Source organism: Pseudoxanthomonas suwonensis (assembly GCF_010093235.1).
GTDB classification, from domain to species: Bacteria; Pseudomonadota; Gammaproteobacteria; order Xanthomonadales; family Xanthomonadaceae; genus Pseudoxanthomonas; species Pseudoxanthomonas suwonensis.
In genome coordinates, this window is sequence record NZ_PDWP01000021.1 from 14,250 (window position 1) to 41,134 (window position 26,885).

Consider the following 26,885-nt stretch of genomic DNA (forward strand, 5'->3'; position numbering starts at 1 on the left):
CTCGGGTCAAGGCGCCGCGTGCGGCGTGCTGGAGGCCCTGGCCGCGCCCAGTTGCGCGGTCATGGCTTCGTTCCTGAAGAAGGTATACGAGAGGGTGATGGTCTTCACGTCGGCCGGCAGGTCCGGGTCGACAATGAAGCGCACCGGCATCTCGCGCTGTTCGCCCGGCTGCAGGGTCTGGGCGGTGAAGCAGAAGCACTCGGTCTTGGTGAAGTAGCCCGAGGCCCGCGCCGGCGCCACCGAGGGCACGGCGCTGCCGACGATCGGCCGGTCGCTCTCGTTGCGGGCGAAGTACATCGCCTCGTTGAGCTCGCCGGGGACCACCTGCATGCTCAGCTGCTCCGGGGCGAACGCCCAGGGCAGCTTCGAGTTCACGCCACCATCGAACTGCACGGTGACGAGCCGGTCCTGGCGCGCCTGGCCGGTGGCGACCGCGGCGCGCGCCTGGCCGGTGCCGCCCTCCAGGCGGATGCCGAACACCTTCTCGCAGGCGATCCGGTACAGCGGCACCAGCGAGAAGGCGAACGCGAAAGCGGCCAGCGATACCCCGGCCAGCTTCAGCCAGCCGCGGCTGCGCAGTCCGTCGGTGGCGCGCGGCGCGTTCATCCGCCGAGCACCCCCGAAAGGATGAAGCCGACGTAGATCGCCAGCGCCACCGCGGCCACGATCCACGCGGTGCGCAGCACGCCGCTGCGGCGGCGGGCGGAATCATCGCGATGGTCGGAAGTCGGGCTCATCGGGGTTCCGTCGGTCGTGGACCGCCGCGCGGGCGGTCCGTTGCGGCGTCAGTGGGTGATGTCGCCGTGGGCCAGGTCGCCATCCTTGATGACCGGCGGCACGGTGAAGGTGTGGTGCGGCGCCGGCGACGGGATGGTCCACTCCAGGCCCCTGGCGCCTTCCCAGGCGCGCGCCTCTGCCTTGGCGCCGTTGCGCAGCGAGTGCCACAGGATGAAGCCCATCATGAACGGCGTGAGGAACATGCCGAAGGCGCCGATCGAGCTGACCAGGTTCCAGTCCGCGAACACCACGTTGTAGTCCGGGATGCGGCGCGGCATGCCGGCCAGGCCCAGGAAGTGCTGCGGGAAGAACAGCAGGTTGGCGAACACCACCGACCACCAGAAGTGGAACTTGGCCCAGCTCTCGTTGTACATGCGGCCGGTGAACTTCGGCCACCAGTAGTACACCGCGGCGATCAGGGCGAAGACGGCGCCGGTGACCAGCACGTAGTGGAAGTGGGCGACCACGAAGTAGGTGTCGTGGTACTGGAAGTCGGCCGGCACGATCGCCAGCATCAGGCCAGAGAAGCCGCCGATGGTGAACAGCAGCACGAAGGCGATCGACCACAGCATCGGCGCCTCGAAGGTCAGCGAGCCCTTCCACATGGTGGAGACCCAGTTGAAGACCTTCACGCCGGTCGGCACCGAGATCAGCATGGTGGCGAACATGAAGTAGATCTCGCCGCCCAGCGGCATGCCCACCGTGAACATGTGGTGCGCCCACACGATGAACGACAGGAACGCGATCGCGGCGGTGGCGTACACCATGGCCTGGTAGCCAAACAGCGGCTTGCGGCTGAAGGTCGGGATGATCTCGCTGACCACGCCGAAGGCGGGCAGGATCATGATGTAGACCTCGGGGTGGCCGAAGAACCAGAAGATGTGCTGGTACATCACCGGGTCGCCGCCGCCGGCGGCGTTGAAGAAGCTGGTGCCGAAGAACTTGTCGGTCAGCAGCATGGTCACCGCGCCGGCCAGCACCGGCATGACCGCGATCAGCAGGAAGGCGGTGATCAGCCAGGTCCAGCAGAAGATCGGCATCTTCAGCAGGTCGATGCCCGGGGCGCGCATGTTGAGGATGGTCGCGATGATGTTGATCGCGCCCATGATCGAACTGATGCCCGCCACGTGGATGGCGAAGATGGTGAAGGCCACGTTGTAGCCGCCCTGCAGCGACAGCGGCGGGTACAGGGTCCAGCCGCCGGCCGGGGCGCCGCCCGGCAGGAACAGCGACAGCAGCAGCATGAAGAAGGCCACCGGCAGCAGCCAGAACGACCAGTTGTTCATGCGCGGCAGGGCCATGTCCGGCGCGCCGATCTGCAGCGGCACCATCCAGTTGGCCAGGCCGACGAAGGCCGGCATCACGCCGCCGAAGATCATGACCAGGGCGTGCACCGTGGTCATCTGGTTGAAGAACTCGGGACTGACGTGCTGCAGGCCGGGCTGCATCAGCTCCGCGCGGATGATCACGCTCATCCCCGCGCCGATGATGAACATCACGAAGGAGAACAGCAGGTACAGCGTGCCGATGTCCTTGTGGTTGGTCGAGAAGAACCAGCGCTCGACGAAGCCCTGCTTGTGGCCGTGGTGGTCGTCGTGGTGCTCGGCGGCGGTATGGGCCATGGCGTTGCTACCTCTGGAATGCGTTTGCGTGGCGACCGCGCTGGCGGCCGTTGCGTGCGTGTCAGGCGGCCTGCGGCGCGGCGACCGGCGCGGCCTCGGCCTCGTCGACCGGCTCGGCGGCATCGGCCGGGGCTTCGCCATCGCCGGCGGGCGCTTCAGGCGGGGCCGCGTCCGGCTTCTTCGAGGCCAGCCAGCGGGCGAACTCCTCCTTGGAGACCGCCTCGACCACGATCGGCATGAACGCGTGGTCCTTGCCGCAGAGCTCGGCGCACTGGCCGCGGTACACGCCAGGGGTCTTGATCTCGGTCCAGGCCTCGTTGATCAGGCCGGGGATGGCGTCCTGCTTCCAGCCCAGCGCCGGCACCCACCAGGAGTGGATGACGTCGTCGGCGGTGATCACGAAGCGGATCTTGGTGTCGACCGGCAGCACCAGGCGGTTGTCCACCTCGAGCAGGTAGTGCGGGTACTTCTCCGGGTCCGGGCGCTCGCCGCTCTGGCGGATGCGGTCATGCTCGCGGTCCAGGCGGCTGGTGAAGCTGACGTCCTCGCCGAGGTAGTCGTACTTCCACATCCACTGGTAGCCGGTGACCTTGACGGTCATCTCGGAATCGCGGGTGTCGTACATGGCGATCAGCTTGGCCGTGGCCGGCCAGGCCATGGCGATCAGGATCAGCACCGGGATCACGGTCCAGACCAGCTCGGCCGTGGTGTTGTGGCTGAACTGCGCGGCGACCGCGCCCTTGGACTTGCGGAAGCGGACCACCGCCACCGCCATGGCGCCGAACACCACCACGCCGATGGCCACGCAGATCCACAGCGCGACCATGTGGGCGTCGTAGGCGTGCTGCGAGGAGGCAGTGACGCCGCGCCCCATGTTCAGCTGCCACCGCTGCGGGTCCGCCGACTGGGCCCAGGCCAGCAACGGAGCCGCCATCAGCGCGCCCGCAGCCATCCAACGCTTCCACCATCCCTTTGCTTGCATCATTGCCTAGACCCTGGTTGCGTCATCGGTTGCGGCCGCTGGCGGCCGCCAGGAATTCCCTCAGGCACCGCGCCAGCTGCCCGCGTTCGTCCGGTCCGAGGAAGGCTCCCACCCCCACGTGCCGGCCGCCGGAAGAAAGCATGACCATGCCATCTTCCGTGCACACCTGCAGCCTCACCCAGTAAGGATGGGCGCTGAATACGGTCCGGGCACCGCGGCGGACTTCCACCGCGTGCGGCCCGATGGCGATCTCCTCGCCTCGCTCCCCGCTGCGCCAGAGCGCGCGCAGCGCCAGCGCCACCCCTGCGCTGTGCAGCAGTGCGAACACCGGCGCGAAGGCGTTGCCCGCCAGCCAGCCGAGGCCGGCCGCCAGCCACATCGCCCCCGCCAGCGCGGCGAACAGCGCCCTGAACTGGCCTGCCGTCAGGGCCCGCGGCGGGCGCAGCCTCAACTGCGCACCGGCGTCGCCGGACCTGCCTGGCAGCACCTCGATCACGTCGCCAACCGCCGCTCGCAGCTGCGGAAAACCGAAAGATGGTAAGCGTTGATCATGGGAAGCGGCAACCCGCATTGATCCAGAACAAGGCGCAGGCCGGAACGGCCATGGCCACGGGGGCCGGCGGCCACCCGTGGCGCCCGGCGCCGGCCGGGGCGTTCCGGGGAACAGGCCCCGCGCCCCACTCAAATAGAATGTCCCTGCCCCGCCCCATCCCCCGGACCCACTGCCCCGTGAAGCCCAGCCCGCTCGCCGTGGACGTCGCCGAGGTGGAGGCCCTGTTCGACTCGATCCCGGACGTCCTGTTCTTCATCAAGGACCGGGAGGGCCGCTATACCCACGTCAACGCCACCATGTTGCGGCGCCTGGGCCTGCGTTCGCGCCGGGACATCATCGGCAAGCGCGCCAGCGAGGTGTATCCGAGCGGCCTGGGCGCCAACTACGGCCTGCAGGACCGCCAGGTGCTGGAGGGGGCGGTGATCGACAACCTGCTGGAGCTGCACCTGTTCTCCGACCAGGAGCCGGGCTGGTGCCTGACCTGCAAGCGCCCGCTGCGGGTGGACGGCCAAGTGGCCGGGCTGATCGGCATCTCCCGCGACCTGGCCGGACGCGAGGGCCTGGAGGCGGACTACCGCTCCCTGCGCGAGGCCCTGGTGCACATGAACCGGCACTACGCCGAGAACATCCGGGTCCAGGACCTGCTGGCCATCACCGGCTTCTCCGAGTCCAAGCTCGAACGGACCTTCCAGAAGGTGTTCCAGCTCTCGCCGCTGCAGCTGCTGACCCGGGTACGGATCCAGGCGGCGATGCACCGCCTGCACGGCCCCGGCAGCATCGCCGCGATCGCCCAGGCCTGCGGCTTTTCCGACCAGAGCGCCTTCACCCGCCGCTTCGTGGCCATGGTGGGGATGACCCCCGGCGAGTACCGCCGCCTGCGTGCCGGCTGAACCACTCAGCAGGCCGCCCCTGGGGCTCACGCCTGCCTGCGCCGGGGCGCCGGAAGATCGGCCGGGCCGGCACCACCCGGTTTATGCCGCGCCCCCCGTCCGCGCCGGGGGAATCGATCAATCCAGCCGCCCGGTCCGACGGCGAAGATTCGCTCGCACCGCGGCCCCCGGCCGCCTCTTTCCGAGTCCACCATGTCCGCCCTGTCCGCCAACCACGAGACCCCTCCCCCGGGGCCGGCTTCGCCCCTGCGCGCCGCGATTACCGATGCCTGGCTGCGCGACGAGACCACCCATGTGCGCGAGTTGCTGGCACAGGCGCGACTGGACCCGGCGCGCCAGGCCGAGGTCGACGCCCTGGCCGCCGATCTCGTGCGCCGGGTGCGCGCCCGCGCCGCCGACCAGGGCGCGATCGAAGCCTTCATGCGCCAGTACGACCTCGGCAGCGAGGAAGGCGTGCTGCTGATGTGCGTGGCCGAGGCCCTGCTGCGCATCCCGGACCAGGAGACGGCCGACAAGCTGATCCGCGACAAGCTCGGCGACGCCGACTGGGAGAAGCACCTGGGCCAGAGCGAATCGGTGCTGGTCAACGCCTCGACCTGGGGCCTGATGCTCACCGGACGCCTGGTCAACCTCAATGACACGACCCGCCACGACGTGCCTGGCGCGTTCAAGCGCCTGGTCGGCCGCGTCGGCGAGCCAGTGGTGCGCCTGGGCGTGCGCCAGGCGATGCGGATCATGGGCCACCAGTTCGTCATGGGCCGCACGATCGGCGAGGCGCTGGCACGCTCGCGCAAGGGCGGCAACGCCAGCTACCGCTACTCGTTCGACATGCTCGGCGAGGGTGCGCTGACCATGGCGGACGCCCGGCGCTACCTGCAGGCCTACCGCGACGCGATCCACGCCATCGGCCGCAGCGGCGACTTCAAGCACAGTGACGTGTTCGCCGCGCCCAGCATCTCGATCAAGCTCTCGGCGCTGTTCCCGCGCTACGAGCACGCCAAGCGCGAGCGGGTGATGGCCGAGCTGGCACCGGCGGTGCTTGAGCTTGCGCAGCTGGCCCGCTCCTACGGCATCGGCTACACCGTCGACGCCGAGGAGAGCGAGCGCCTGGAGCTGTCGCTGGACATCATCGAGGCCACCTTCTCCGATCCCTCGCTCGAGGGCTGGGAAGGCTACGGCCTGGCGGTGCAGGCCTACCAGAAGCGCGCGCCGTACGTGATCGACTTCCTCGCCGACCTGGCCCGCCGCGTAGGCCGCCGCATCCCGGTGCGCCTGGTCAAGGGGGCGTACTGGGACGCGGAAATCAAGCGCGCCCAGGTCGAAGGCCTGGCCGGCTATCCGGTGTTCACCCGCAAGCAGAACACCGACGTGTCCTACCTGGCCACGGCGCGGCGCATGTTCGAGCACGGCGACGCGATCTACCCGATGTTCGCCACCCACAACGCGCAGACCATCGCCGCGATCCGCGCCATCGCCGATGGCCGCCCGTACGAGCACCAGAAGCTGCACGGCATGGGCGACGACCTCTACGCCGAGGTGGTGCCGGCCGACCGCCTGGGCGTGCCCTGCCGGGTGTACGCGCCGGTCGGCAGCCACGAGGACCTGTTGCCGTACCTGGTCCGCCGCCTGCTGGAGAACGGCGCCAACTCGAGCTTCGTCAACCGCATCACCGACGAGGACGTGCCGGTGGCCGAACTGGTGCGCGATCCGGTGGCCGTGGTCTCCGGTTTCGACTCCATCCCCCACCCGCGCATCCCGCTTCCGCGCGACCTCTACAGCCACCAGGGCTTCGACAGGAACAACTCCATGGGCCTCAACCTCGCCGACGACAACGCACTTGCCGGACTGGCCGCGCAGATGGCCGCGCATACCGGCCCCTGGCGCGCCGCGCCGCTGGTGCCCGGAGCACTCGATGCCGTGCTCGAGCCGGTGGTGGTGCGCAACCCGGCCGACCGCCGCCAGGTCGTCGGCCAATGGCAGCCGGGCAACGAGGCCACCGTCGACCGCGCCCTGGCCAATGCCGTGGCCGCGCAGCCGGCCTGGGACCGCACCCCGGCCGCCAGCCGCGCCGCGATCCTGGAGCACGCGGCGGACCTGCTCGAGCAGCGCATGCCGCAGTTCATGTCGATGTGCGTGCGCGAGGCCGGCAAGACCATTCCCGATTCGGTGGCCGAGGTGCGCGAGGCGGTCGACTTCCTGCGCTACTACGCCGCCCAGGCGCGGGCGAGGTTCGGCGCGCCGGAGCAGATGCCCGGCCCGACGGGCGAATCCAACCAGCTGCAGCTGCAGGGTCGCGGCGTGTTCGTGTGCATCAGCCCGTGGAACTTCCCGCTGGCGATCTTCCTCGGCCAGGTCGCCGCGGCGCTCGCCGCCGGCAACGCCGTGGTCTCCAAGCCAGCCGAGCAGACCAGCCTGGTCGGCCATGCGGCAGTGCAGCTGCTGCACGAAGCCGGCATCCCGGAAGCGGTGCTGCAGTTCGTGCCCGGCGACGGCGCCACGGTCGGTGCGGCGCTGACCTCGGACGCGCGCGTGGCCGGCGTGGCCTTCACCGGCTCGACCGAGACCGCGCGCGCGATCAACCGCGCACTGGCCGCGCGCGAGGACGCCGGCATCGCCGTGCTGATCGCCGAGACCGGCGGCCAGAACGCGCTGATCGCCGACTCCTCGGCCCTGCCCGAGCAGCTGGTCAAGGACGCCATCGCCAGTGCCTTCACCTCCGCCGGCCAGCGCTGCTCGGCCGCGCGCGTGCTGTTCGTGCAGGACGACATCGCCGACAAGGTCACGGCCATGCTCGCCGGCGCCATGGCCGAGCTGAAGGTCGGCGACCCGGCGCTGCTGTCCACCGACGTCGGCCCGGTGATCGACGCCGATGCGCTGGAGATGCTCGAGGCCCACGCCGCGCGCATGGAGCGCGAGGCGCGCGCGATCGCCACCGCGCCGCTGGATGCGGCGCTGGAGCACGGCACTTTCTTCGCCCCGCGCGCCTACGAGCTGCAGTCGCTGTCGCAGCTGCCGCGCGAGGTGTTCGGCCCGGTGCTGCACGTGATCCGCTGGAAGGCGGACCAGCTGGATGCGGTGGTCGACCAGGTCAACGCCACCGGCTACGGCCTGACCCTGGGCATCCATTCACGCATCGACGAGACCGTCGAGCGGATCGTGGCGCGGGCGAAGGTCGGCAACGTCTACGTCAACCGCAACCAGATCGGCGCGGTGGTGGGCGTGCAGCCGTTCGGCGGCCAGGGCCTGTCCGGCACCGGCCCCAAGGCCGGCGGCCCGCACTACCTGCTGCGCTTCGTCACCGAGAAGACGGTGACCATCAACACCACCGCCGCCGGCGGCAATGCCTCGCTGCTGACCCTGGGCGACTGAGCCGGCGCGGGCCGGACAGAAGAGGGGCGCCATTGGCGCCCCTTTCTTTTTTCTTCCCGGACTGCGGCCCTCAGCCGGCGACCAGCCGCACCCGCGCGAAGTTGCGCTTGCCTACCTGCAGTACGCCCTCGAAGCCGGGGGCGAACACCTTCGAGGCATCCTCGACCACCTCGCCGTCGACCTTGACCGCGCGCTCCTTGAGCTTACGGTTGGCCTCGGAGTTGGACGGGGTGATGCCGGCGGCGGTCAGCAGTGCGGCGATGCGCAGGCCCTCGGCCGGCACCGCCACGTCCTGCAGCGGCAGCAGCGAGGTATCGCCCTGCCCGGTGACCGCGGCATGCCAGCCGGCGATCGCGGTCTCGGCCGCGGCGGCGTCATGGAAACGGGTGGCCAGCTCGCGCGCCAGGCGCAGCTTGATGTCGCGCGGGTTGAGGCCGGCGGCGACTTCCTCGCGCAGCTTCTTCGCCTCGGCCGCGGAGATCTCGAAACTCAGCAGCTCGATCCACTTCCACATCAGCTCGTCGCCGATCTTCATCGTCTTGTTGACGATATCGATCGCTGCTTCCGCGATGCCGATGTAGTTGCCCAGCGACTTGCTCATCTTGTTGACGCCGTCCAGCCCCTCCAGCAGCGGCATGGTCAGCACGATCTGCGGCGCCTGGCCGTAGTGCTCCTGCAGCCCGCGGCCCATCAGCAGGTTGAACTTCTGGTCGGTGCCACCGAGCTCGACGTCGGCCTTCAGCGCCACCGAGTCGTAGCCCTGCACCAGCGGGTAGAGGAACTCGTGGATGGCGATGGACTGCTGCGCTGCGAAGCGCTTGGAAAAGTCGTCGCGCTCGAGCATGCGCGCGACGGTGTGCTGGCCGGCCAGCTTGATCATGTCCGCGGCCGACATCTGCCCGAACCACTCGCTGTTGAAGCGCACCTCGGTGCGCTCGCGATCCAGCACCTTGAACACCTGCTCGGCGTAGGTCTCGGCATTGGCCAGCACGTCCTCGCGCGAGAGCGGCTTGCGGGTGGCGTTCTTGCCGGTGGGGTCGCCGATCATCCCGGTGAAGTCGCCGATCAGGAAGATCACCTGGTGCCCCAGGTCCTGGAACTGGCGCATCTTGTTCAGCAGCACCGTGTGGCCCAGGTGCAGGTCCGGGGCGGTCGGGTCGAAGCCGGCCTTGACCCGCAGCGGCCTTCCCGTTTTAAGCCGCGCCTCCAGCTCGTCGCGCTTGAGGATCTCATCGGCGCCGCGGCCGATCAGGGCAAGGGATTCTTCAACGGAGGCCACAGGTTGCTCCCAGCAGGAAGGTCGGGGGAATGGAACTGACAAACTTGAACGCAATGTTAAGTGCTAGTTAACAGGGGCGCCACACGAAAGTTCATGTACTTCAATGGTTTGACGCATGGATTTCATGTGTCTAAGGTACGCCGCGGTGGGCCGCATTCCGGGGTCCCGTGAAGGAAGCCGTCCAATGCCCCTGACCGAACATGGCCGTGCACGCAAACAGCAGTTCCATGACCGGCTCGGAATCCTCCACCACAGGACCCTGCACCACAAGCTGAAGGAACGGTTTCCCGCCGCCTTCAACACCCGCTGGACCCGGCGTCACTGGGTACACGCCAGCCTGTTCGCCACCCTTGGCGCGCTGGTCGCCACGATCATCCCCGGTTTCTCCGCGCAGCTGGAGCCGCAGACCCGGCTCCACGCCACCCTGCCCCTGAGCCTGCCGCCGCTGACCGTCCGCGCCCCGAACGCGGCCCACCCCGGCCACCAGTGGGAAGTCGTCCAGGTGCGCGCGGGCCAGACCCTCGGCGCGCTGTTCGATTCGATGGGCGTCTCCACCCAGGTGATGCACCAGATCCTGGAGCAGCCGGGCAATCGTGAACCGCTCAGCCGCCTGCGCCCCGGCGCCGAGCTGGCCTTCGCCCTCGGCGACGACGGCCAGCTGGAGGGCTTCCGCTTCGACCGCAGCCCGACCGAGCGCGTCGAACTGACCCTGGCCGGCGGCAGGATCCACGAGAAGGTCCTCGAGCGCGCCACCACCACCCGCGTGGCGGTGGCCAGCGCCGAGATCGAGCATTCGCTGTACGCCGCCGGCCGCAAGGCAGGCCTGAGCCCGGCCTCGATCGCGGTGATGACCGACGAGATCTTCAAGTACGACATCGACTTCAAGGACGTGCAGCGCGGCGACCGCTTCAGCGCGGTGGTCGAGGAAGTCTGGCGCGAGGGCGAGCGCATCGGCGGCGGCCGCATCCTGGCGGCGAGCTTCACCACCAACGGCAAGACCTACACCGGCGTGCGCTTCGAGCACGAGGGCAAGATCGGCTACTACACCCCGGACGGGCGCCCGCTGAAGAAGAGCTTCATCCGCATGCCGATCCCGTATGCGCGCCTGTCCTCGAAGTTCGGTGCGCGCCACCACCCCGTGCTGGGCAAGATGCGCATGCACAAGGGCGTCGACTACGCCGCCACCACCGGCACTCCGATCATGGCCGCCGGCGACGCCAAGGTGCAGTTCGTCGGCCAGCAGCGCGGCTATGGCAACGTCGTGATCCTCGACCACGGCAAGGGCCACACCACGCTGTACGCGCACATGTCGCGTTTCGGCAAGATCCGCAAGGGCCAGTCGGTCTCGCAGGGCACGGTGATCGGCTACGTCGGCTCCACCGGCCTGGCCACCGGCCCGCACCTGCACTACGAATTCCGGGTCAACGGCCAGCACCGCAACCCGCTGTCGGTGACCATGCCGCCGCCGGAACCGCTCAAGGGCGAAGCCCTGGCCGCGTTCCGCGCGCAGACCGCGCCGACCCTGGCGCGCATCGAGTCGATGGAAAAGCTGCTGTACGCCAGCGCCTCCAAGCCGGACCAGGCCGAAGGCAAGCGCGGCTGATCCGTCGCCCGCGCCTACAATGGCGCGCATGTCCCGACTCTTCCTTGGCCTGATATCGGGCACCAGCGCCGACGGCATCGACGCGGCGCTGGTCGAATTCCCCGACGGCCCCGATACCGCCGGCCTGCGCCTGGTCGCAGCGCTCACCCATCCTTGGGACGAGGCGCTGCGCGCGCGCCTGGTCGCCATCGGCCAGGGCGGCGAGCCGCAATCGCTGGATGAACTGGGCAGGCTGGACGTGCAGGTCGGCGAGGCCTTCGTCGCCGCCGCGCTGGCCCTCCTCGGCGGAGCCGGCATCCGCCCCGGGCAGGTCGCCGCGATCGGCTCCCACGGCCAGACCCTGCGCCACCGTCCGCACGGCGCCGCGCCGTTCACCCTCCAGATCGGGGATGGCAGCGTCATCGCCGAACGCACCGGCATCGCCACCGTATGCGACTTCCGTCGCCGCGACGTGGCCGCCGGCGGGCAGGGCGCTCCGCTGGTGCCGGCGTTCCATGCCGCCCTGCTGCATTCGCCGGCCGAGGACCGGGCCGTGCTCAACCTCGGCGGGATCGGCAACTACACCCTGCTGCCACGCGCCGGCGAGGTACGCGGCTTCGACACCGGCCCGGCCAACGCCCTGCTCGATGCCTGGTGCCTGCGCCACACCGGCGCCGCGTTCGATGCCGGTGGCGCCTTCGCCGCGGGTGGCACCGTGGACGCCGGCCTCCTGGAACGGCTGCTGGACGAGCCCTGGTTCGCCCTGCCGCCCCCCAAGAGCACCGGCCGCGAGCAGTTCCACCTGGACTGGGTGCAGGACCGCCTGCGCGGCGAGGCGCCGGCCGACGTGCAGGCCACCCTGCTGGAGCTGACCGCGGCCACCGCCGCCGACGCGCTGCGCGCCCACCAGCCCGGAACCGCGCGGGTGATCGCGTGCGGCGGCGGCGTGCGCAATCCGCTGCTGATGGCGCGGCTGGCCGCGCGGCTGCCCGGGGTGGCGGTGGAGTCCACCGCGGAGCACGGGCTCGATCCCGACTTCGTCGAGGCCATGGCCTTCGCCTGGCTGGCGCGGGAAACCCTCGACGGCCGTCCGGGCAACCTGCCGGCGGTGACGGGCGCGCGCGGGCCGCGGGTGCTTGGCGTGGTGCACCCGGCCTGAGCGGCCGGGACCGGTTCGATCAGGACAGGAGGATGGCGATGGGCAAGCGTGGCCGAATCGTGCGCAGGGGTGCAGGACTGGCGCTCGGCTGGGTACTGGCCGCAGGCGCCTGGGCCGCCGCCCCCGAGGACCAGTCCACGCGGCCGCTGCTGGTGCTGCACGGCGGCGCAGGCGTGGAGCGTGCCGGGCTGTCGGCCGAGGAGGAAGCCGCCGCGCGCGCGGCGCTGGCCGAGGCCCTGCGCGCCGGCCATGCCGTGCTGCGCGACGGCGGCCCGGCGCTGGAAGCGGTCACCGCGGCGATCGCCGTGCTGGAGGACGCGCCGCAGTTCAATGCCGGCCGCGGCGCGGTGTTCACCCACGAGGGCCGCAACGAGCTGGACGCGGCGATCATGGACGGAGCCAGCGGCCGTGCAGGCGCGATCGCCGGCGTGCAGCGCGTACGCAATCCGATCCGTCTGGCGCGCGCGGTGATGGAAGCGTCCCCGCACGTCATGCTGGTCGGCGAAGGTGCCGAGGCCTTCGCCGGCGGGCACGGCATCGAGCTGGTCGATCCGTCCTGGTTCCGCACGGAGAAGCGCTGGCAGCAGCTGCAGGACGCGCTGGCGCGCGAGCGGGGCCAGGCGTCGGGCCCGGCGCCCCGGCATCCCTATTTCGGCACGGTGGGCGCGGTCGCCCTCGACACCCGGGGACGCCTGGCCGCCGGAACGTCCACCGGCGGCATGACCAACAAGCGCTGGGGCCGGGTCGGCGACGCACCGATCATCGGAGCCGGCACCTGGGCCGACGACCGCTGCGCGGTGTCGGGCACCGGATGGGGCGAGTACTACATCCGCGCCGCCGCGGCCCACGAGATCTGCGCACGCGTGCGCCTGGCCGGGGAGCCGCTGGCGCAGGCCGCCGATGCGGTGATCAACCGCCAGATCCCGGCTGCCGGCGGCAACGGTGGCGCCATCGCCCTGGGCGCCGATGGCAGCGCCGCCCTGCCGTTCAACACCGGCGGCATGTACCGGGGCTGGATCGGCGCCGACGGGGTACCGCACGTGGCCGTGTTCGACGAGCCCCTGCCGCTGCCCTGAACCGGCTCACGTCCCGCCAAGCAGGCGCCGGTAGCGGTCCAGGTCTGCCGCCGAGAAGCAGCAGAACACCACCTCCCGCACCACCCTCGCCGGGAACGAGGCCACCGTGGCAACCGCCAGCGGCGCGGCCAGGTCCGGCGGATAGCCGTACACGCCCGTGCTGATCGACGGGAACGCCACCGTCCCGCATCCATGGGCCTCGGCCAGGACCAGGCTGTTGCGGTAGCAGGAGGCCAGCAATGCGGGTTCGCCGGCATCGCCGCCGCGCCAGACCGGGCCCACGGCGTGGATCACGTGCCGCGCCGGCAGCCGGTGGCCGCCGGTGATGCGTGCCTCCCCGGTCGGGCAACCGCCCAGGACGCGGCACTCTTCCAGCAGTCCGGGTCCGGCGACACGGTGGATCGCACCGTCCACGCCCCCACCGCCCAGCAGCGAGGCATTGGCGGCGTTGACGATGGCATCCACTTCCAGGGTGGTGATGTCGGCCTGCAAGGCCCGCATGTGCAACGCCATTGCCGTCCTTTCCCTCCGGATCGCCTACCGTTGCGTGCAGCGTGCCATGCCACCGCGGCCCTTGCAGTCACGACGTACGCGGATCGGCGGGGCGCCAGGTCCTTGCAGCGGAAACTGAAGCTGCGGTGACGCATCGTTCCACTGCCCGGGTCCTTTCCGGCGCCGGCCGAAACTAAAATCCCGGCACCGCGCACCTCCCCCCATGGCACCGCCCCGGACGGCGCCATGCTGCGCATCCCCCGGACTTCAGACATGGAAAAACAACGGCATATCCTGCTGGCCTACCTGGGCCGCTCTGTGCTGCTGGCCCTGGTCATGGCCACCCCCGTCGCCCTGCTCTACGCGGACATCCAGATCCTCGGCGACAGCGTCGGCGAATGGTCCCTGGTCGAGCTGACCCAGATCGGCTTCCTCGTCGCCACGGTGCTGGCCTTCGTCCGCCTCGCCCGCGCGCGCGAGGACGAGCGCGGCTTCGCCGTACTGGCGGCCGGCTTCTTCGGCTGCATGCTGATCCGCGAACTGGACGCGGTCTGGGACCTGGTGTTCCGCGGACTGTGGCCGATCCTGGTCGCGGCGGTGGCGTCCGCCTGCCTCGGCTACGCCCTGCGCCGCGGCCGCCAGACGCTGGCGGCGACCGCCAGTTTCCTCGTTTCGCGCTCCAACGCGGTCATGACCATCGGCCTGGTTCTGCTGCTGGTCTATTCGCGCCTGTTCGGCATGACCACGCTGTGGCACGGCCTGCTGGCGGAAAACTACGTGCGCGTGTTCAAGAACGCGGCCGAGGAGTGCACCGAGCTGCTGGGCTACAGCCTGATCATGGCCGCCGCGCTGACCTACGCGGCGCAGCGCGTCCGCGAGCGCCGCAGGGCGCTGGCCGGCAGCCGCCAGGAGGGCCACGACAGTCCGCTGCTGCAGGCCTCGATCGCCCGGCGCGCCGGCACGCGCGGCTGAGGCGCCCGCCCGCGGCGGGCGCCACGGACGGCGTCCGTCCGCTTCAGAGGTCGCTGCCGGCCGGCAGCAGCTTCAGCGCGGCGATGGCCTCGGCCAGCGCCTCGACTTCCGGGGTCTCGAAGCCGCTACGGACCTCTTCCTCGGTCGCGAACAGGCCCTGCTCGAGCAGCCGGATCACGGTCTCGCGCAGCCCCCAGCCGCGCGCCTGCGCGACGCGCTGGATGCGCTCGGCCAGGATCGGATCGATGTCGCGCAGCACCAGGTCGGGCATGGGTCCGGAGGGGTCGTACGGGATGGGGGCGTGGAAAGACTGCCACGAAGCGCCGGCGCGGACGAGCGCCGGCGCGAGCGTCAGCGCGGCGGAGCGGCGGCCGCCTCGCGGATCCGGGGCCACAGCCATGCCAGCAGGGCCAGCGTCGGGATCACGGTCAGCGCCGACAGCACGAAGAACGTGCCGTACGAAGTGGCCTCGACCACGTAGCCGGACACGCCGCCGGCGAACTTGCCGGGCAGGTTGGCCAGCGACACCAGCAGCGCGAACTGGGTGGCGGTGAAGTTGCGGTCGGTCAGCGAGGACATGAACGCCACCAGCACCGTGCCGGCGAAGCCCTGGGCCACGTTGTCGGCGGTGATCGCCGCATAGAACGCCCAGATCTGCGACGGGTACTGGCTCATCAGCAGGAAGGCGAGGTTGGACAGGGCCACGCCGAGGGCCGCGATGAACAGCATGCGGCGGAAGCCGAACGCGGCCACGCAAACGCCACCGAGGAAGGCGCCGCCGATGCCGGCCCAGATCCCGTAGAGCTTGGACACGGTGGCGATGTCGGCCTTGGTGTAGCCGCTGTCCAGGTAGAACGGCCCGGCCATCACCCCGATCACCTGGTCGGGGAACTTGAACAGGCCCACGAACAGCAGCAGCACCAGGCCCAGGGCCAGGCCGTTGTTGCTGAAGTAGCTGGAGAACGGCTGCCAGAACGCACCGAGGAAATCGATCCGGCGGACGACGGTCGCCTCCGGCACGTCCGGCTCGCGCGACAGCAGGGTGGCCAGCACCGGCGCCAGCATCAGCGCGGCCATGGCCAGGTAGGCCACGGTCCAGCCGCCGAACTCGGCCAGGTACAGCGCGCCGGCGCCGCCGAGGATCAGGCCGATGCGGTAGCCCAGGGTGTAGGTGGCGGCCAGCGCGGCCTGTGCCTGCGCCGGCGCGACCTCGATGCGGTAGGCGTCGACCACCGAATCCTGGGTGGCGCCGGCGAAGGAGGTGAACAGCACCCAGCCCACCAGCGGGCCCACGCCCAGCTCCGGACGGGTGAAGGCCAATGCGGCCAGGCCGATGCCGACGCCCAGCTGCGCCGCCAGCAGCCACGAGCGGCGCCGGCCGAGCATCCCCAGCGGCGCGAACACGTAGCGGTCGATCAGCGGCGCCCACAGGAACTTCAGCAGGTAGAAGAAGCTGGCGAGGCTGATCAGGCCGATGCTGCCCAGGTCCAGGCCGCCATCGCGCAGGCGGGTGGACAGGGTCATCGAGGCGATCGGCAGGAACGGCAAGCCGCAGCCGAAGCCCAGCAGCGCCAGGGTCAGCGCCGAGGGCGTGCCGAAGGCGCGGCGGATGCCGGCCCAGCCCCTGTAGCGTGGCGGCTCGCCAGCCGGTGCGCTCACGGCAGTGCGCCTTCGTAGTCCACGGTGAACGGCGCGTGGTCGGAGAAGCGCTGCTCGCGGTAGATCGAGCAGCCGCGCAGGCGCGAACCCAGGCCCGGGGTCACGAACTGGTAGTCGATCCGCCAGCCCACGTTGTTGGCGCGCGCCGCGCCGCGGTTGCTCCACCAGGTGTAGTCCTCCCCCTGGGGATGCAGCGCGCGGTAGGCATCGACCCAGCCGCCTGGCCGCGGCGGGGTACCGTCGCTGCCCTCGTCCTGTCCGATCATGCCGTTGAGCCAGGCGCGCTCCGGCGGCAGGCAGCCGGAGTTCTTCTGGTTGGAGGTCCAGTTCCTGATGTCCTTGCGGCAGCGGACGATGTTCCAGTCGCCGCACAGCACGTACTCGCGGCCGCTGGCCAGCCACTCGTCAAGCACCGGCTTCAGCCACTCCATGATCTGGAACTTGTAGCCCTGGCGCAGCTCGCCGGAGGAGCCGGAGGGGATGTAGAACGACACCACGCTGAGGTTGCCGAAGCGCGCCTCGATGTAGCGGCCCTCGTCGTCGAAGTCCGGCCGGCCCAGCACGGTGCGTACCTCGTCCGGCTCGCGACGGGCGTAGATCGCCACGCCGCTGTAGCCCTTCTTGGTGGTGGCGTCGCGATAGAAGCAGTGGTGGCCGTCGGGGCGGAAGCAGGCGTCGGCCAGCTGGTGCTCCTGCGACTTGGTCTCCTGCAGGCAGACCACGTCGGCGTCCTGCTGGCCCAGCCAGTCGAAGAAACCCTTGCCGGCGGCCGAGCGGATGCCGTTGGCGTTGAAGCTGATGATGCGCATCGGGGGAAGGCTCGAAAAACAGGCCGACAGCCTACCCAATCGCGCCCCGTGGCGCTGCCTCCGCGACCGCCAGAGAGCGCGGGGCCGCGCCGCGGCCGTATCCTATGCCGCCGTCCTTCCATTGCGATCCCGATGTCCGACCACCGCACCCGCTTCCTGCAGCTGGCCCTGGATGCCGACGCCCTGCGTTTCGGCGAGTTCACCCTCAAGTCCGGCCGGGTATCGCCCTACTTCTTCAACGCCGGCCGCTTCGACGGCGGCGCCGCGCTGGCCGCGCTCGCTTCCTGCTACGCCGACGCCATCGACGCCTCGGGGGTCGAATTCGACCTGCTGTTCGGCCCGGCCTACAAGGGCATCCCGCTGGCCACCGCCCTGGCCTGCGAATACGCCCGCCGCGGCCGCGACCTGCCGCTGGCCTTCAACCGCAAGGAGGCCAAGGCCCACGGCGAGGGCGGCAGCCTGATCGGCGCGCCGCTGGCCGGGCGCAAGGTCCTGGTGGTGGACGACGTGATCACCGCCGGCACCGCGATCCGCGAGGCCCTGGGGATCATCGCCGGCGCCGGCGGCAGCGTGGCCGGGATCGTGGTCGCCCTGGACCGCCAGGAGATCGCCAGCGAGCAGGACCGCCGTTCGGCGGCGCAGGCGGTGGCCGCCGAGGCCGGCGTCCCGGTGCTGGCGGTGGCCGGCCTGGCCGACCTGCTTGCATTCGCCGCCGGAAACGACACACTGGCGGCACACCGCGCGCCGTTGCTGGCCTACCGGGCCCGCTACGGCTGTGACCAGACAGGCTGACTGACAGCGCAGGGGGCTGCCGTGATGCCGCATTACACCAGGCCGTTGGCGATCGCCGCGGCGCTCGTGCTGTTGCCCGCACCGGCGATGGCCCAGAAGAAGCCGGCGGCCAGGGCCGCCGACAAGGCCGCGAAGAAACTCTATTGCTGGGACCAGGACGGGCAGCGCGTATGCGCCGACGCCCTTCCGGCCGAGGCGGCGGCGGTGACGCGCGAGGAGATCAACGCCCGCAGCGGCATGCGCACCGGCGAGATCCAGGGCGCGCTCACGCCCGAGGAACGCGCCGCCCGCGCCGAGGAGGAGGCGCGCCAGCGCACCCAGGCGATGGCCAACGAGACCCAGCGCCTGACCGAACAGGCCCTGCTGGTCACGTTCCAGACCGAGGACGACCTGCGCCGGGTGTTCAAGGACCGCACGTCCCTGGTGGAAAACAGCATCGAGACGGCGCGTTACAACGTGGCCAGCCTGCGCGAGGGCCTGGTCACGCTGCTGCGCACCGCGGCCGAGCGCGAGCTTTCCGGCCAGCCGGTCCCGGCCAAGCTTGCCGCCGACATCCGCCAGCGGCATGCCCAGCTGGTCCACCACCAGCTGCTGCAGCGCAGCTTCGAGCAGCAGCGCGTGACGCTGGACGACGAGATCGAAAGCACCCTGCAGCGCTACCGCGAGCTGAAGTCCGCGCCCGCCGGGCGCGGCGCGGCGCGGTAAGCCCGGCCGGGCCGCCCACGGCGGCCCCGGCCAGGCCGCAGGCTCAGAAGGGCAGCGACACGCCCGGCATCAGCGCCTGCAGCTGCTCGCGGAACAGGGTGCGGATCCGCACCATCGCCTGTTCGTCGTCGCCTTCGAACCGCAGCACCAGCACCGGCGTGGTGTTGGACGCCCGCAGCAGGCCCCAGCCGTCGTTCCAGTCCGCGCGCAGGCCGTCGATGGTGGTCAGGCGCACGCCGGCGAACGGCGAATCCTCGGCCTGGGCGCGCGCGGTGAACTCGGCGACCAGCGCGTGTGGGTCCTCGCCGTCGACCAGCGGCACCTTGATCTCCGGGGTGGACACCCCGTCGGGCAGTTCGTCGAACACTTCCGCGGGCGCTTCGAACCGCCCGGCCAGGATCTCCAGCAGGCGCGCGGCGGCGTACAGGCCGTCGTCGAAGCCGTACCAGCGCTCCTTGAAGAAGAAGTGGCCGCTCATCTCGCCGGCCAGCTCCGCCTCGGTCTCGCGCATCTTGGCCTTGATCAGCGAGTGCCCGGTCTTCCACATCTGCGGGCTGCCGCCGTTGCGCAGGATGTAGTCGGCCAGTCGCCCGGTGCACTTGACGTCGTAGATCACCATCGCGCCCGGATTGCGCTGCAGCAGGTCGCCGGCGTAGAGCATGAGCAGGCGGTCGGCGTGGACGATCCGGCCATCGCTGGTGACCACGCCCAGGCGGTCGCCGTCGCCGTCGAAGGCCACGCCCAGGTCGGCGCCGAACTGGCGGACCGTCTGCACCAGGTCCTCCAGGTTGTGCGGCTCGCTGGGATCGGGATGGTGGTTGGGGAAGCTGCCGTCCACGTCGCAGTACAACGGCACGACCTCGGCGCCGATGGCCTCCAGCAGGCGCGGGGCGATCTCGCCGGCCGCGCCGTTGCCGGCGTCGGCCACCACCTTCAGCGGGCGCTCCAGCTGCACGTCGTCGGCGATGCGGCGGACGTAGTCGCCGCTCACGTCCTGGGTGGTGTAGGTGCCGGCGGCGTCGGTGCGCAGGCGCCCGTCGCGGATGCGGGCGTAGAGGTCGACGATGGCCTCGCCGGACAGGGTCTGGCCGCCGATCACGATCTTGAAGCCGTTGTAGTCGGGCGGGTTGTGGCTGCCGGTCACGGCGACGCCGCTGCCGGCACGCAGGTGGTAGGCGGCGAAATACACGACCGGGGTCGGCACCATGCCGATATCGATCACGTTGCGCCCGGCCTTGCGCAGGCCCTCGACCAGGCCCTCGACCAGCTCCGGTCCGGACAGGCGGCCGTCGCGGCCGACCACGATGTCCACCAGGCCTTCCTCGGCCATGACCGTGCCGATCGCCTGGCCGATGTAGCGGGCGACCTTCGGGGTCAGCTGGCTGCCGACCAGGCCGCGGATGTCGTAGGCGCGGAAGATCCCCGGGTCCAGCGCCAGGTCCTCCTCCACGGGCGCGCGCGCGGCGGCCCGTACCGGCGGCGGCGCAGCCTGCGCCTCGCGCTGCAGGGTCTGGCCGAACGTCGGCGCCTCCTCCGCCACGGCCTGCGCGGGCGCGGCGCGGCGCAGGCGCGACAGCTTGCCGCTGGCCCACAGCAGCAGCCCGGCGACCAGCAGTGCCAGCACCACCGCGGCGACCAGGCTGGGCAGCGCGCCCAGGCCGAACGGGCCGCCGCCGACATCCGGGACCGCGGCGGCCGCACGCAGGTAGCCCTGGCCAACCGGTCGCGACAGCACGTCGGCGACGCCGGCCATGGAGCGGTCGCCGCGCTCGGCGATGTTGTAGCTGCCCTGGCGCAGGGCCAGGTAGGTCCCGTCCGGGACGGGGGCGGCGTCGAGCCCGGCGGTCAGCACCGCCAGCGGCATGCGCACGTAGGCGACCGCACGCTCCTGCCCCAGCAGCGCGGGCGCGGCCAGGCCAAGTGCCACCCGGTTGTCCTCGCGGACCACGCCGGCCACCGCGGCATCCTCGGCCAGCGCGCGCTGCAGCAGCGCCAGGCGTGCGTAGCCGAAGCTGGCCGGGTCCGCATGGGCCGCGGCCAGGTCCGCGCCCAGTACTGCCGCGTCCTCGGCCTGGCCCCAGCCGGAGACCAGCGCCTTGGCGGCCGCCTGGGCATCGCCGGACTGCAGGGCGGCGGCCACGTCCTCGCGCGCCAGCCGCTCGGACAGGGCCCGGGTCTGGGCCGTCACCGTGGAGGCGGTGGCCTTGATCGCCTGGTCCCGCGCCTGCTCCAGCTGGCCAAGCCGCTGCTGGCCCTGCCACTGCCGCGCCCCGCTCCAGCCGAACCACGCCGCCAGCAGCGCCAGCAGCGCCGCCAGCACAAGCGCGCCCCGGCGGGCCTGCGCCAGCGCCGGTCGACCCGCGTCCTCTCCGTTCATCCCCGCCCCCTGGTTCAACGTACGCCTGTATGGCCGAAGCCGCCCTCTCCCCGGGCGCTGGCCGCGAATGTATCAACCACCTTCAGTTCCGCACGCACGATTGGTGCCAACACCAGCTGGGCGATGCGGTCGCCCGGCTCGATGGTGAACGCTTCCCGGCCCCGGTTCCAGATGCTGATCAGCAGCGGACCCTGGTAATCGGCGTCGATCAGGCCGGTGCCGTTGCCCAGGACGATGCCGTGGCGATGGCCCAGGCCCGAGCGCGGCAGGACCAGGGCGCACAGGTTCGGGTCGCCGATGTGGATCGAAAGCCCGCTGGGGACCAAGGCCGCGTCGCCCGGCTGCAGGGTCATCGGCGCTTCGGTCGCCGCGCGCAGGTCCATCCCGGCGCTGGACGCGGTGGCATAGGCCGGCAGCGGCCAGCTGTCCCCGAAGCGCGGGTCCAGCAGCTTCACCTCCAGCACGTGGGACGACACGGTCCCGCTCATGCCTGCAGCCTCTCGGCCACCAGCGCCACCAGCGCATCGGCCAGCTGCACCTTGGGGGCGGACGCGAAGTCGCGCTCGCCGCCGGGCCAGAACGCGGTCATGGCATTGGTGTCGCTCTCGAAGCCGGCGCCGGGCACGCCGACGCGGTTGGCGATGATCAGGTCCAGGCGCTTGGACGTCAGTTTCTGCCGCGCATAGTCGGCCACGTTGTCGGTCTCGGCGGCGAAGCCGACCACCAGCTTCAGCCCGGCATCCTCGCGCGCCGCCACCTCGGCCAGGATGTCCGGGGTGCGGACCAGGTCCAGGGCCAGCACCTCGCCGGTGCCGGTCTTCTTGATCTTGCTGGGCGAGAAGGCGCGCGGGGTGTAGTCGGCCACCGCGGCGGCACCGATGTAGATGTCCGCCGGCAGCGCCGCGGAGACCGCCTCGCGCATCTGCGCTGCCGAGCGCACGTCCACCCGCTGCACGCCCGGCGGGGTCGCCAGCTGCACCGGACCGGCGACCAGCACCACCTCGGCGCCGGCGCGCGCGGCGCTGGCGGCCACGGCGAAGCCCATCTTGCCGCTGCTGCGGTTGCCCAGGTAGCGCACCGGGTCCAGGTCCTCGTAGGTCGGACCTGCGGTGACCACCACCTTCAGGCCCTGCAGCAGGCCCGGCGTGGCAGTCGCGGCCGGTGCCGCGGCGGCGGCGCCAGCCAGGGCGGCGACGATCGCATCGGGCTCGGCCAGGCGGCCCGGACCGGACTCGCCCTCGGCCAGCGGACCGTCGTCCGGGCCGATCACCTGCACCCCGCGCGAACGCAGCAGCTCGACGTTGGCGACCGTGGCCGGATGCCGCCACATGCGGTGGTTCATGGCCGGGGCCACCGCCAGCGGCGCCTCGGTGGCCAGGCACAGCGTGGTGACCAGGTCGTCGGCCAGGCCGTGGGCCATGCGCGCCAGCAGGTCGGCGGTGGCCGGGGCCACGACCACGCGGTCGGCCCAGCGTGCCAGCTCGAGGTGGCCCATGGCCTGCTCGGCGGCGGTATCCCACAGGGTGGTGCGCGCCGGATGCCCGGACAGGGCCTGGAAGCTGAGCGGAGTGACGAACTGCTGGGCACCGGCGGTCATGGCCACCTGTACCCCGGCCCCGGCATCGCGCAGGCGACGCACCAGCTCCAGCGCCTTGTAGGCGGCAATTCCGCCACCGACGCACAACAGGATCCGCTGACCCGCCAGGGCGGCGGTGGGCGAAGCAATCACTTGGAAATTTCCTACCCGGGAAAGGTCCACAAGCTTACTCCAAGCGCCCGACCCGCCTGATTCCCGGGCGTTCGCGGCAACGGCAGTCTGGGCATATGCGGATCCGCGACTGGCCCACCACCGAACGCCCCCGGGAGAAGCTGCTGGCGCATGGCGCGGGGGCGCTGTCGGACGCCGAGCTGCTGGCGATCTTCCTCGGCTCCGGCCTGCAGGGACGCGACGCGGTGCAGACCGCGCGCGAGCTGCTGGCGACCCACGGCCCGCTGCGCGCCCTGCTCGACCTGCCAGCCCGTGCCCTGGCGCGCCTGCCGGGGCTGGGCCCGGCGCGGGCCTGCGCCCTGTCCGCGGCACTGGAACTGGGCAACCGCCACCTGGCCGCGGCGCTGGAGCGTGGCGAGGCGCTGACCGACCCGGCCAGCGCCGGCCGCTACTTCGCGCGGCGCCTGCGGCCGCGCCCGCACGAGGTGTTCGCCGCCCTGTTCCTGGACAACCGGCACCGGGCGCTGGCGTTCGAGGAGCTGTTCACCGGCACCATCGACGGCGCCGAGGTGCATCCACGGGAGCTGGTCCGCCGGGCCCTGGCGCACAACGCCGCGGCGGTGATCGTCGGCCACAACCATCCGTCCGGCTGCCCCGATCCCTCGGCTGCCGACCGCGCGGTCACCGTCCGCCTGAAGCAGGCCCTCGCCCTGGTCGAGGTGCGCCTGCTGGACCATTTCGTGGTCGGCGATGGCGAGCCGGTCTCCATGGCCGCGCGCGGGCTGGTCTGAGCCCTGCCCCCATCCCGGTGCGGCGTTACAGTGGGGAGCCCCTCCCGCGAGGAACCCGCCATGGCCCGCCTTGTCGCCCTGCTGCGTGCGGTCAATGTCGGCGGCACCGGCAAGCTGCCGATGGCCGAGCTGGTGGCCATGTGCGAGGCCGAAGGCTTCAGCGGGGTCCGGACCTACATCGCCAGCGGCAACGTGGTCTTCGACTGCGACACCACCCCGGCGCGGGCCAGGGCCGCGCTGGAGCAGCGCCTGCTCGCCCGTGCGGGCCGGCCGGTGGGCGTGCAGGTGCGTACCGCGGCGGAGATGGCCGCGGTGCTGGCCGCCAACCCCTTCCCCGACCAGCCCGGCAACCGCACCGTGGCCATCTTCCTCGACGCAGCGCCGCCGGCGGGCGCGCTGCAGGCGGGGCGCAACCAGCGCGACGAACGCCTGGCCCTGGGCCGGCGCGAGATCTACGTCGCCTACGGTGCCGGCATGGCCGACTCGAAACTGCTCATCCCGGCAGCGGCAGCGGGCACGGCCCGCAACATGAACACCGTGGCGCGGCTGGCTGCCATGGCCCAGGCAGGCTGACCCGCACCGGCACCGGATCCGCCCTCCCGCCCGGGGACGCATGGATGCGGGCACCGGTCCGGTCCGTCGGCCCGCCACGGACCGGGTAAAATGTGCGACCAAACCGCAGAACCGGTCCCCCGTGAAGATCCTCCTCCAGGCCCTGGTCAGCCAGGGTATCGAAGCCCTGCGCGTTGCCGGCACCCTGCCCGCCGACGCTCCCACGCCCGACTTCGTGATCGAGCGCCCCAAGACCCGCGAGCATGGCGACTTCGCCACCAACGCGGCGATGCTGCTGGCCAAGGCCGCGCGCACCAACCCGCGCGCGCTGGCCCAGGCGCTGGTGGCCGCGTTCCCGCCCAGCGACGACATCGCGAAGGTCGAGATCGCCGGCCCGGGCTTCATCAACTTCCACCTGGCCGCGGGCGCCTGGCAGCGCGAGGTCGCCGGCGTGCTGCGCCACGGCGCCGAGTACGGCCGCAACACCTCCGGCCAGGGCCGCACCGCGGGCGTGGAATACGTCTCGGCCAACCCGACCGGTCCGCTGCACGTCGGCCATGGCCGCGCCGCGGCGATCGGCGACTGCATCGCCCGCGTGCTCGACGCCAACGGCTGGAAGGTCAAGCGCGAGTTCTACTACAACGACGCCGGCGTCCAGATCGAGAACCTGGCCCGCTCCACCCAGGCGCGCCTGCGCGGGCTCAAGCCCGGCGACGCCGAGTGGCCGGCGGAGGCCTACAACGGCGACTACATCCAGGACGTGGCCGACGCCTACCGGCGCGGCGACACCGTGGAGATCGAGGGGCATTCGGTCACCGCCAGCGGCGACGTCGAGGACATCGAGTCGATCCGCCGCTTCGCCGTGGCCTACCTGCGCAACGAGCAGAACCAGGACCTGGCCGCGTTCGGCGTCGACTTCGACATCTACTTCCTGGAGAGCTCGCTGTACCGCGACGGCAAGGTCGAGGAGACCGTGCGCGAGCTGACCGCCAAGGGCCATACCTACGAGGAAGGCGGCGCGCTGTGGCTGCGCACCACCGATTTCGGTGACGACAAGGACCGCGTGATGCGCAAGTCCGACGGCACCTACACGTACTTCGTGCCCGACGTGGCCTACCACCTGAGCAAGTGGCAGCGCGGCTACGAACGCGCGATCACCGAACTGGGCGCCGACCACCACGGCTCGCTGGCGCGCGTGCGCGCCGGCCTGCAGGCGCTGGACGTGGGCATCCCCAAGGGCTGGCCGGAATACGTGCTGCACCAGATGGTCACGGTGATGCGCGGCGGCGAGGAAGTGAAGCTGTCCAAGCGCGCCGGCTCCTACCTGACCCTGCGCGACCTGATCGAGGAGGCCGGCCGCGACGCCACCCGCTGGTTCCTGGTCGCCCGCAAGCCCGATTCGCAGCTGGTGTTCGACATCGACCTGGCGCGCCAGCAGAGCAACGACAACCCGGTGTTCTACGTGCAGTACGCCCACGCCCGCGTGGCCGCGCTGTTCCGCCAGGCCGGCGAGAAGGGCCATGCGTACGACCAGGCCAATGCCCTGTCCCACCTCGCGCGGCTGGACGACGACGGCTCGCTGACGCTGATCGTGGAACTGTCGCGCTATCCGGAAGTGGTGGAGGCGGCTGGCCAGTCGCTCGAGCCGCACCTGGTGGCCCAGTACCTGCGCGAGCTGGCCTATGCTTTCCACACCTGGTACGCGAACACGCCGGTCCTGGTCAAGGACGCGGCCCTGCGCGACGCCCGCCTGGCCCTGGCCCGTGCCGTGCAGCAGGTGCTGGCCAACGGCCTGGGCCTGCTCGGCGTGAGCGCGCCCGAGCGCATGTAAGCCACCAGGCAGCAGTACGGAGATCGAAGGAACATGGCGGCAAGACGTGGCAAGAGCCAGGCGCGACGCAACGGCAGCAACAGTCGCCCCGGATGGGTGTGGCTGGTCGCCGGGCTGGCGGTCGGCGCGGTGGTGGTGCTAGCTGCCCCGGACCTGCTGAAGCGGGACGGCGACGGCTTCGTCCGCTTCGGGCCGCGCGCCAACCCGGACGCCGAACCGGCGCCGGGGGCCGACACCGAAGCGATCGCCGAGACCCCGCCCGAGCCGGCGCGTCCGGCCACCCAGCCCCCGCAGTACGACTTCTACACCGTGCTGCCGGGCAACGAGGTGCGCATGTCCGACGCCGAGCTGGCCGCCAGCGCGCGCGAGGAACAGGCACGCCGCGAACGCGAGGAGGCGCGTCGGGCTCGCGATGCGCTGGAGGGCCGTGCGCCCGACCCGGTGCCGCTGCGCGAGGAGCCACCGGTGGCCACCACCACGTCGCAGGTCGCGCCGGCTGCCCCGGCTGCGGCTCCGGCCGCGGCTTCCCCGGCGTCCACCGCGCAGGCGCCCGCGGCGCCTGCGGGCGAGGCGCGCTACATCCTCCAGGCCGGTGCCTTCGGCGCGCCCGCCGACGCCGAGCAGGTCAAGGCCCGGATCGCCATGCTGGGCCTCAGCGCCCGGGTGGAACCCGGCCAGGCCGGCGGCAGGACCGTATACCGCGTGCGCATGGGGCCCTACGGCAGCGCCAGCGAGCTGTCCCAGGCCAAGGAGACGCTCGCCAACGGCGGCCTGCCGGCGGTGGCGATCAAGGCGCAGTGATCCCGCCTCGGGTGGAACCACGCCAGGGCGTGCCTGGCCAACCCTGGGCCCGGCGCCCGTTGCTTCCACCATCCCTGCGCCAGCCGGCGCGCCCCCTTTGACCCAAG

General features: G+C 71.4%; 25 protein-coding genes. 12 read left to right on the top strand and 13 right to left on the bottom strand.

Annotated elements, in window-relative coordinates; translation table 11 throughout:
* Positions 1-6 precede the first annotated feature (6 nt).
* From CSC68_RS11180 to CSC68_RS11195, 5 genes are all read right to left on the bottom strand, one after another.
* Positions 7-606 carry a cytochrome c oxidase assembly protein gene (locus CSC68_RS11180; protein ID WP_162203639.1) on the bottom strand — a complete coding sequence of 200 codons (600 nt, stop codon included), beginning with the start codon at positions 604-606 and terminating at the stop codon, positions 7-9.
* Positions 603-737, bottom strand: coding sequence for a hypothetical protein (locus CSC68_RS16050; RefSeq protein ID WP_281353865.1), 135 nt, complete (start codon positions 735-737; stop codon positions 603-605). Before CSC68_RS16050 ends, CSC68_RS11180 begins: the two co-directional genes overlap by 4 nt.
* Before the next feature lie 48 nt (positions 738-785).
* The gene (gene ctaD, locus CSC68_RS11185) at positions 786-2,399 is read right to left on the bottom strand and encodes a cytochrome c oxidase subunit I (protein WP_162203640.1); all 1,614 of its coding nucleotides are present in this window, start codon (positions 2,397-2,399) and stop codon (positions 786-788) included.
* Between the two features lie 61 nt (positions 2,400-2,460).
* Positions 2,461-3,351 carry a cytochrome c oxidase subunit II gene (gene coxB / locus CSC68_RS11190; protein WP_246193541.1) on the bottom strand — a complete coding sequence of 297 codons (891 nt, stop codon included), beginning with the start codon at positions 3,349-3,351 and terminating at the stop codon, positions 2,461-2,463.
* A 52-nt stretch (positions 3,352-3,403) separates the two neighbouring features.
* Positions 3,404-3,877 carry a DUF2244 domain-containing protein gene (locus tag CSC68_RS11195; RefSeq protein ID WP_162203642.1) on the bottom strand — a complete coding sequence of 158 codons (474 nt, stop codon included), beginning with the start codon at positions 3,875-3,877 and terminating at the stop codon, positions 3,404-3,406.
* A 194-nt stretch (positions 3,878-4,071) separates the two neighbouring features.
* Here CSC68_RS11195 and CSC68_RS11200 point away from each other — a divergent pair, with 194 nt between their 5' ends.
* Positions 4,072-4,824 (top strand): AraC family transcriptional regulator, encoded by a 753-nt coding sequence (locus CSC68_RS11200; RefSeq protein WP_162203643.1) that lies wholly within the window; start codon positions 4,072-4,074, stop codon positions 4,822-4,824.
* Positions 4,825-5,016: 192 nt separating this feature from the next.
* Positions 5,017-8,193 carry a bifunctional proline dehydrogenase/L-glutamate gamma-semialdehyde dehydrogenase PutA gene (gene putA, locus CSC68_RS11205; RefSeq protein ID WP_162203644.1) on the top strand — a complete coding sequence of 1,059 codons (3,177 nt, stop codon included), beginning with the start codon at positions 5,017-5,019 and terminating at the stop codon, positions 8,191-8,193.
* 70 nt (positions 8,194-8,263) lie between these two features.
* Here putA and tyrS read toward each other — a convergent pair whose 3' ends face one another.
* Positions 8,264-9,472 carry a tyrosine--tRNA ligase gene (tyrS, locus tag CSC68_RS11210; RefSeq protein ID WP_162203645.1) on the bottom strand — a complete coding sequence of 403 codons (1,209 nt, stop codon included), beginning with the start codon at positions 9,470-9,472 and terminating at the stop codon, positions 8,264-8,266.
* A gap of 184 nt (positions 9,473-9,656) precedes the next feature.
* Between tyrS and CSC68_RS11215 the strand changes: the two genes are divergently transcribed.
* The 3 genes from CSC68_RS11215 to CSC68_RS11225 are packed head-to-tail and all read left to right on the top strand — an operon-like array spanning position 9,657 to position 13,289.
* Positions 9,657-11,075: a M23 family metallopeptidase gene (locus CSC68_RS11215; protein ID WP_162203646.1), complete on the top strand. Its 1,419-nt coding sequence runs from the start codon at positions 9,657-9,659 to the stop codon at positions 11,073-11,075.
* Positions 11,076-11,094: 19 nt separating this feature from the next.
* Complete coding sequence (locus tag CSC68_RS11220; protein WP_162203647.1) at positions 11,095-12,213, top strand: anhydro-N-acetylmuramic acid kinase; 1,119 nt, start codon at positions 11,095-11,097, stop codon at positions 12,211-12,213.
* Positions 12,214-12,251: 38 nt separating this feature from the next.
* Positions 12,252-13,289, top strand: a complete 1,038-nt coding sequence (locus CSC68_RS11225) for an isoaspartyl peptidase/L-asparaginase family protein (protein ID WP_162203648.1) — start codon at positions 12,252-12,254, stop codon at positions 13,287-13,289.
* Positions 13,290-13,295: 6 nt separating this feature from the next.
* Here the strand turns inward: CSC68_RS11225 and CSC68_RS11230 are convergent, their stop codons facing one another.
* A complete protein-coding gene (locus CSC68_RS11230; protein WP_162203649.1) occupies positions 13,296-13,802 on the bottom strand; it encodes an O-acetyl-ADP-ribose deacetylase in 507 nt (168 codons plus the stop codon).
* Positions 13,803-14,054: 252 nt separating this feature from the next.
* On the opposite strand from CSC68_RS11230, the gene CSC68_RS11235 reads away from it, so the two are divergent.
* Positions 14,055-14,753 carry a hypothetical protein gene (locus CSC68_RS11235; protein WP_246193542.1) on the top strand — a complete coding sequence of 233 codons (699 nt, stop codon included), beginning with the start codon at positions 14,055-14,057 and terminating at the stop codon, positions 14,751-14,753.
* Positions 14,754-14,796: 43 nt separating this feature from the next.
* Here the strand turns inward: CSC68_RS11235 and CSC68_RS11240 are convergent, their stop codons facing one another.
* The 3 genes from CSC68_RS11240 to CSC68_RS11250 all read right to left on the bottom strand — a co-directional run bounded on the left by CSC68_RS11240 (position 14,797) and on the right by CSC68_RS11250 (position 17,221).
* The gene (locus CSC68_RS11240; protein WP_162203650.1) at positions 14,797-15,024 is read right to left on the bottom strand and encodes a hypothetical protein; all 228 of its coding nucleotides are present in this window, start codon (positions 15,022-15,024) and stop codon (positions 14,797-14,799) included.
* Between the two features lie 80 nt (positions 15,025-15,104).
* Positions 15,105-16,412: an AmpG family muropeptide MFS transporter gene (locus CSC68_RS11245; RefSeq protein WP_162203651.1), complete on the bottom strand. Its 1,308-nt coding sequence runs from the start codon at positions 16,410-16,412 to the stop codon at positions 15,105-15,107.
* Entirely contained in the window at positions 16,409-17,221 is an 813-nt protein-coding gene (locus CSC68_RS11250; protein ID WP_162203652.1) for an exodeoxyribonuclease III, read from the bottom strand. The genes CSC68_RS11245 and CSC68_RS11250 overlap by 4 nt, the downstream gene beginning before the upstream one ends.
* A 132-nt stretch (positions 17,222-17,353) precedes the next feature.
* Between CSC68_RS11250 and pyrE the strand changes: the two genes are divergently transcribed.
* Positions 17,354-18,013, top strand: coding sequence for an orotate phosphoribosyltransferase (pyrE, locus tag CSC68_RS11255; protein WP_162203653.1), 660 nt, complete (start codon positions 17,354-17,356; stop codon positions 18,011-18,013).
* Positions 18,014-18,037: 24 nt separating this feature from the next.
* Positions 18,038-18,718 (top strand): hypothetical protein, encoded by a 681-nt coding sequence (locus CSC68_RS11260; protein WP_162203654.1) that lies wholly within the window; start codon positions 18,038-18,040, stop codon positions 18,716-18,718.
* Between the two features lie 43 nt (positions 18,719-18,761).
* On the opposite strand, the gene CSC68_RS11265 is transcribed toward CSC68_RS11260, so the two are convergent.
* Genes CSC68_RS11265 through coaBC form a run of 3 tightly spaced genes read right to left on the bottom strand, consistent with a single transcriptional unit; the run spans position 18,762 to position 22,824 of the window.
* Positions 18,762-21,095: a phosphomannomutase/phosphoglucomutase gene (locus CSC68_RS11265; protein WP_162203655.1), complete on the bottom strand. Its 2,334-nt coding sequence runs from the start codon at positions 21,093-21,095 to the stop codon at positions 18,762-18,764.
* Positions 21,096-21,109: 14 nt separating this feature from the next.
* The gene (gene dut, locus CSC68_RS11270) at positions 21,110-21,583 is read right to left on the bottom strand and encodes a dUTP diphosphatase (RefSeq protein ID WP_162203656.1); all 474 of its coding nucleotides are present in this window, start codon (positions 21,581-21,583) and stop codon (positions 21,110-21,112) included.
* Positions 21,580-22,824, bottom strand: coding sequence for a bifunctional phosphopantothenoylcysteine decarboxylase/phosphopantothenate--cysteine ligase CoaBC (gene coaBC, locus CSC68_RS11275; protein WP_162203657.1), 1,245 nt, complete (start codon positions 22,822-22,824; stop codon positions 21,580-21,582). The genes dut and coaBC overlap by 4 nt, the downstream gene beginning before the upstream one ends.
* A 95-nt stretch (positions 22,825-22,919) precedes the next feature.
* Here coaBC and radC point away from each other — a divergent pair, with 95 nt between their 5' ends.
* From radC to CSC68_RS11295, 4 genes are all read left to right on the top strand, one after another.
* Positions 22,920-23,594 carry a RadC family protein gene (gene radC, locus CSC68_RS11280; protein WP_162203658.1) on the top strand — a complete coding sequence of 225 codons (675 nt, stop codon included), beginning with the start codon at positions 22,920-22,922 and terminating at the stop codon, positions 23,592-23,594.
* 60 nt (positions 23,595-23,654) lie between these two features.
* The gene (locus tag CSC68_RS11285; protein ID WP_162203659.1) at positions 23,655-24,167 is read left to right on the top strand and encodes a DUF1697 domain-containing protein; all 513 of its coding nucleotides are present in this window, start codon (positions 23,655-23,657) and stop codon (positions 24,165-24,167) included.
* 121 nt (positions 24,168-24,288) lie between these two features.
* Positions 24,289-25,977, top strand: coding sequence for an arginine--tRNA ligase (argS, locus tag CSC68_RS11290; protein WP_162203660.1), 1,689 nt, complete (start codon positions 24,289-24,291; stop codon positions 25,975-25,977).
* Positions 25,978-26,010: 33 nt separating this feature from the next.
* The gene (locus CSC68_RS11295; RefSeq protein WP_162203661.1) at positions 26,011-26,778 is read left to right on the top strand and encodes an SPOR domain-containing protein; all 768 of its coding nucleotides are present in this window, start codon (positions 26,011-26,013) and stop codon (positions 26,776-26,778) included.
* Positions 26,779-26,885: the final 107 nt, after the last annotated feature.

Bases quoted from the DNA above. Each gene is read 5' to 3' on its own strand.
- CSC68_RS11230 (WP_162203649.1), bottom strand. From the start codon at position 13,802: ATGGCGTTGCACATGCGGGCCTTGCAGGCCGACATCACCACCCTGGAA.
- CSC68_RS11285 (WP_162203659.1), top strand. From the start codon at position 23,655: ATGGCCCGCCTTGTCGCCCTGCTGCGTGCGGTCAATGTCGGCGGCACC.
- CSC68_RS11240 (WP_162203650.1), bottom strand. From the start codon at position 15,024: ATGCCCGACCTGGTGCTGCGCGACATCGATCCGATCCTGGCCGAGCGC.
- CSC68_RS11225 (WP_162203648.1), top strand. From the start codon at position 12,252: ATGGGCAAGCGTGGCCGAATCGTGCGCAGGGGTGCAGGACTGGCGCTC.
- CSC68_RS11235 (WP_246193542.1), top strand. From the start codon at position 14,055: ATGGAAAAACAACGGCATATCCTGCTGGCCTACCTGGGCCGCTCTGTG.
- radC (WP_162203658.1), top strand. From the start codon at position 22,920: ATGCGGATCCGCGACTGGCCCACCACCGAACGCCCCCGGGAGAAGCTG.
- CSC68_RS11295 (WP_162203661.1), top strand. From the start codon at position 26,011: ATGGCGGCAAGACGTGGCAAGAGCCAGGCGCGACGCAACGGCAGCAAC.
- coxB (WP_246193541.1), bottom strand. From the start codon at position 3,351: ATGGCTGCGGGCGCGCTGATGGCGGCTCCGTTGCTGGCCTGGGCCCAG.
- putA (WP_162203644.1), top strand. From the start codon at position 5,017: ATGTCCGCCCTGTCCGCCAACCACGAGACCCCTCCCCCGGGGCCGGCT.
- CSC68_RS11215 (WP_162203646.1), top strand. From the start codon at position 9,657: ATGCCCCTGACCGAACATGGCCGTGCACGCAAACAGCAGTTCCATGAC.
- dut (WP_162203656.1), bottom strand. From the start codon at position 21,583: ATGAGCGGGACCGTGTCGTCCCACGTGCTGGAGGTGAAGCTGCTGGAC.
- CSC68_RS11200 (WP_162203643.1), top strand. From the start codon at position 4,072: ATGTCCCTGCCCCGCCCCATCCCCCGGACCCACTGCCCCGTGAAGCCC.
- pyrE (WP_162203653.1), top strand. From the start codon at position 17,354: ATGTCCGACCACCGCACCCGCTTCCTGCAGCTGGCCCTGGATGCCGAC.
- CSC68_RS11180 (WP_162203639.1), bottom strand. From the start codon at position 606: ATGAACGCGCCGCGCGCCACCGACGGACTGCGCAGCCGCGGCTGGCTG.
- CSC68_RS11260 (WP_162203654.1), top strand. From the start codon at position 18,038: ATGCCGCATTACACCAGGCCGTTGGCGATCGCCGCGGCGCTCGTGCTG.
- ctaD (WP_162203640.1), bottom strand. From the start codon at position 2,399: ATGGCCCATACCGCCGCCGAGCACCACGACGACCACCACGGCCACAAG.
- CSC68_RS16050 (WP_281353865.1), bottom strand. From the start codon at position 737: ATGAGCCCGACTTCCGACCATCGCGATGATTCCGCCCGCCGCCGCAGC.
- CSC68_RS11220 (WP_162203647.1), top strand. From the start codon at position 11,095: ATGGCGCGCATGTCCCGACTCTTCCTTGGCCTGATATCGGGCACCAGC.
- CSC68_RS11250 (WP_162203652.1), bottom strand. From the start codon at position 17,221: ATGCGCATCATCAGCTTCAACGCCAACGGCATCCGCTCGGCCGCCGGC.
- CSC68_RS11265 (WP_162203655.1), bottom strand. From the start codon at position 21,095: ATGAACGGAGAGGACGCGGGTCGACCGGCGCTGGCGCAGGCCCGCCGG.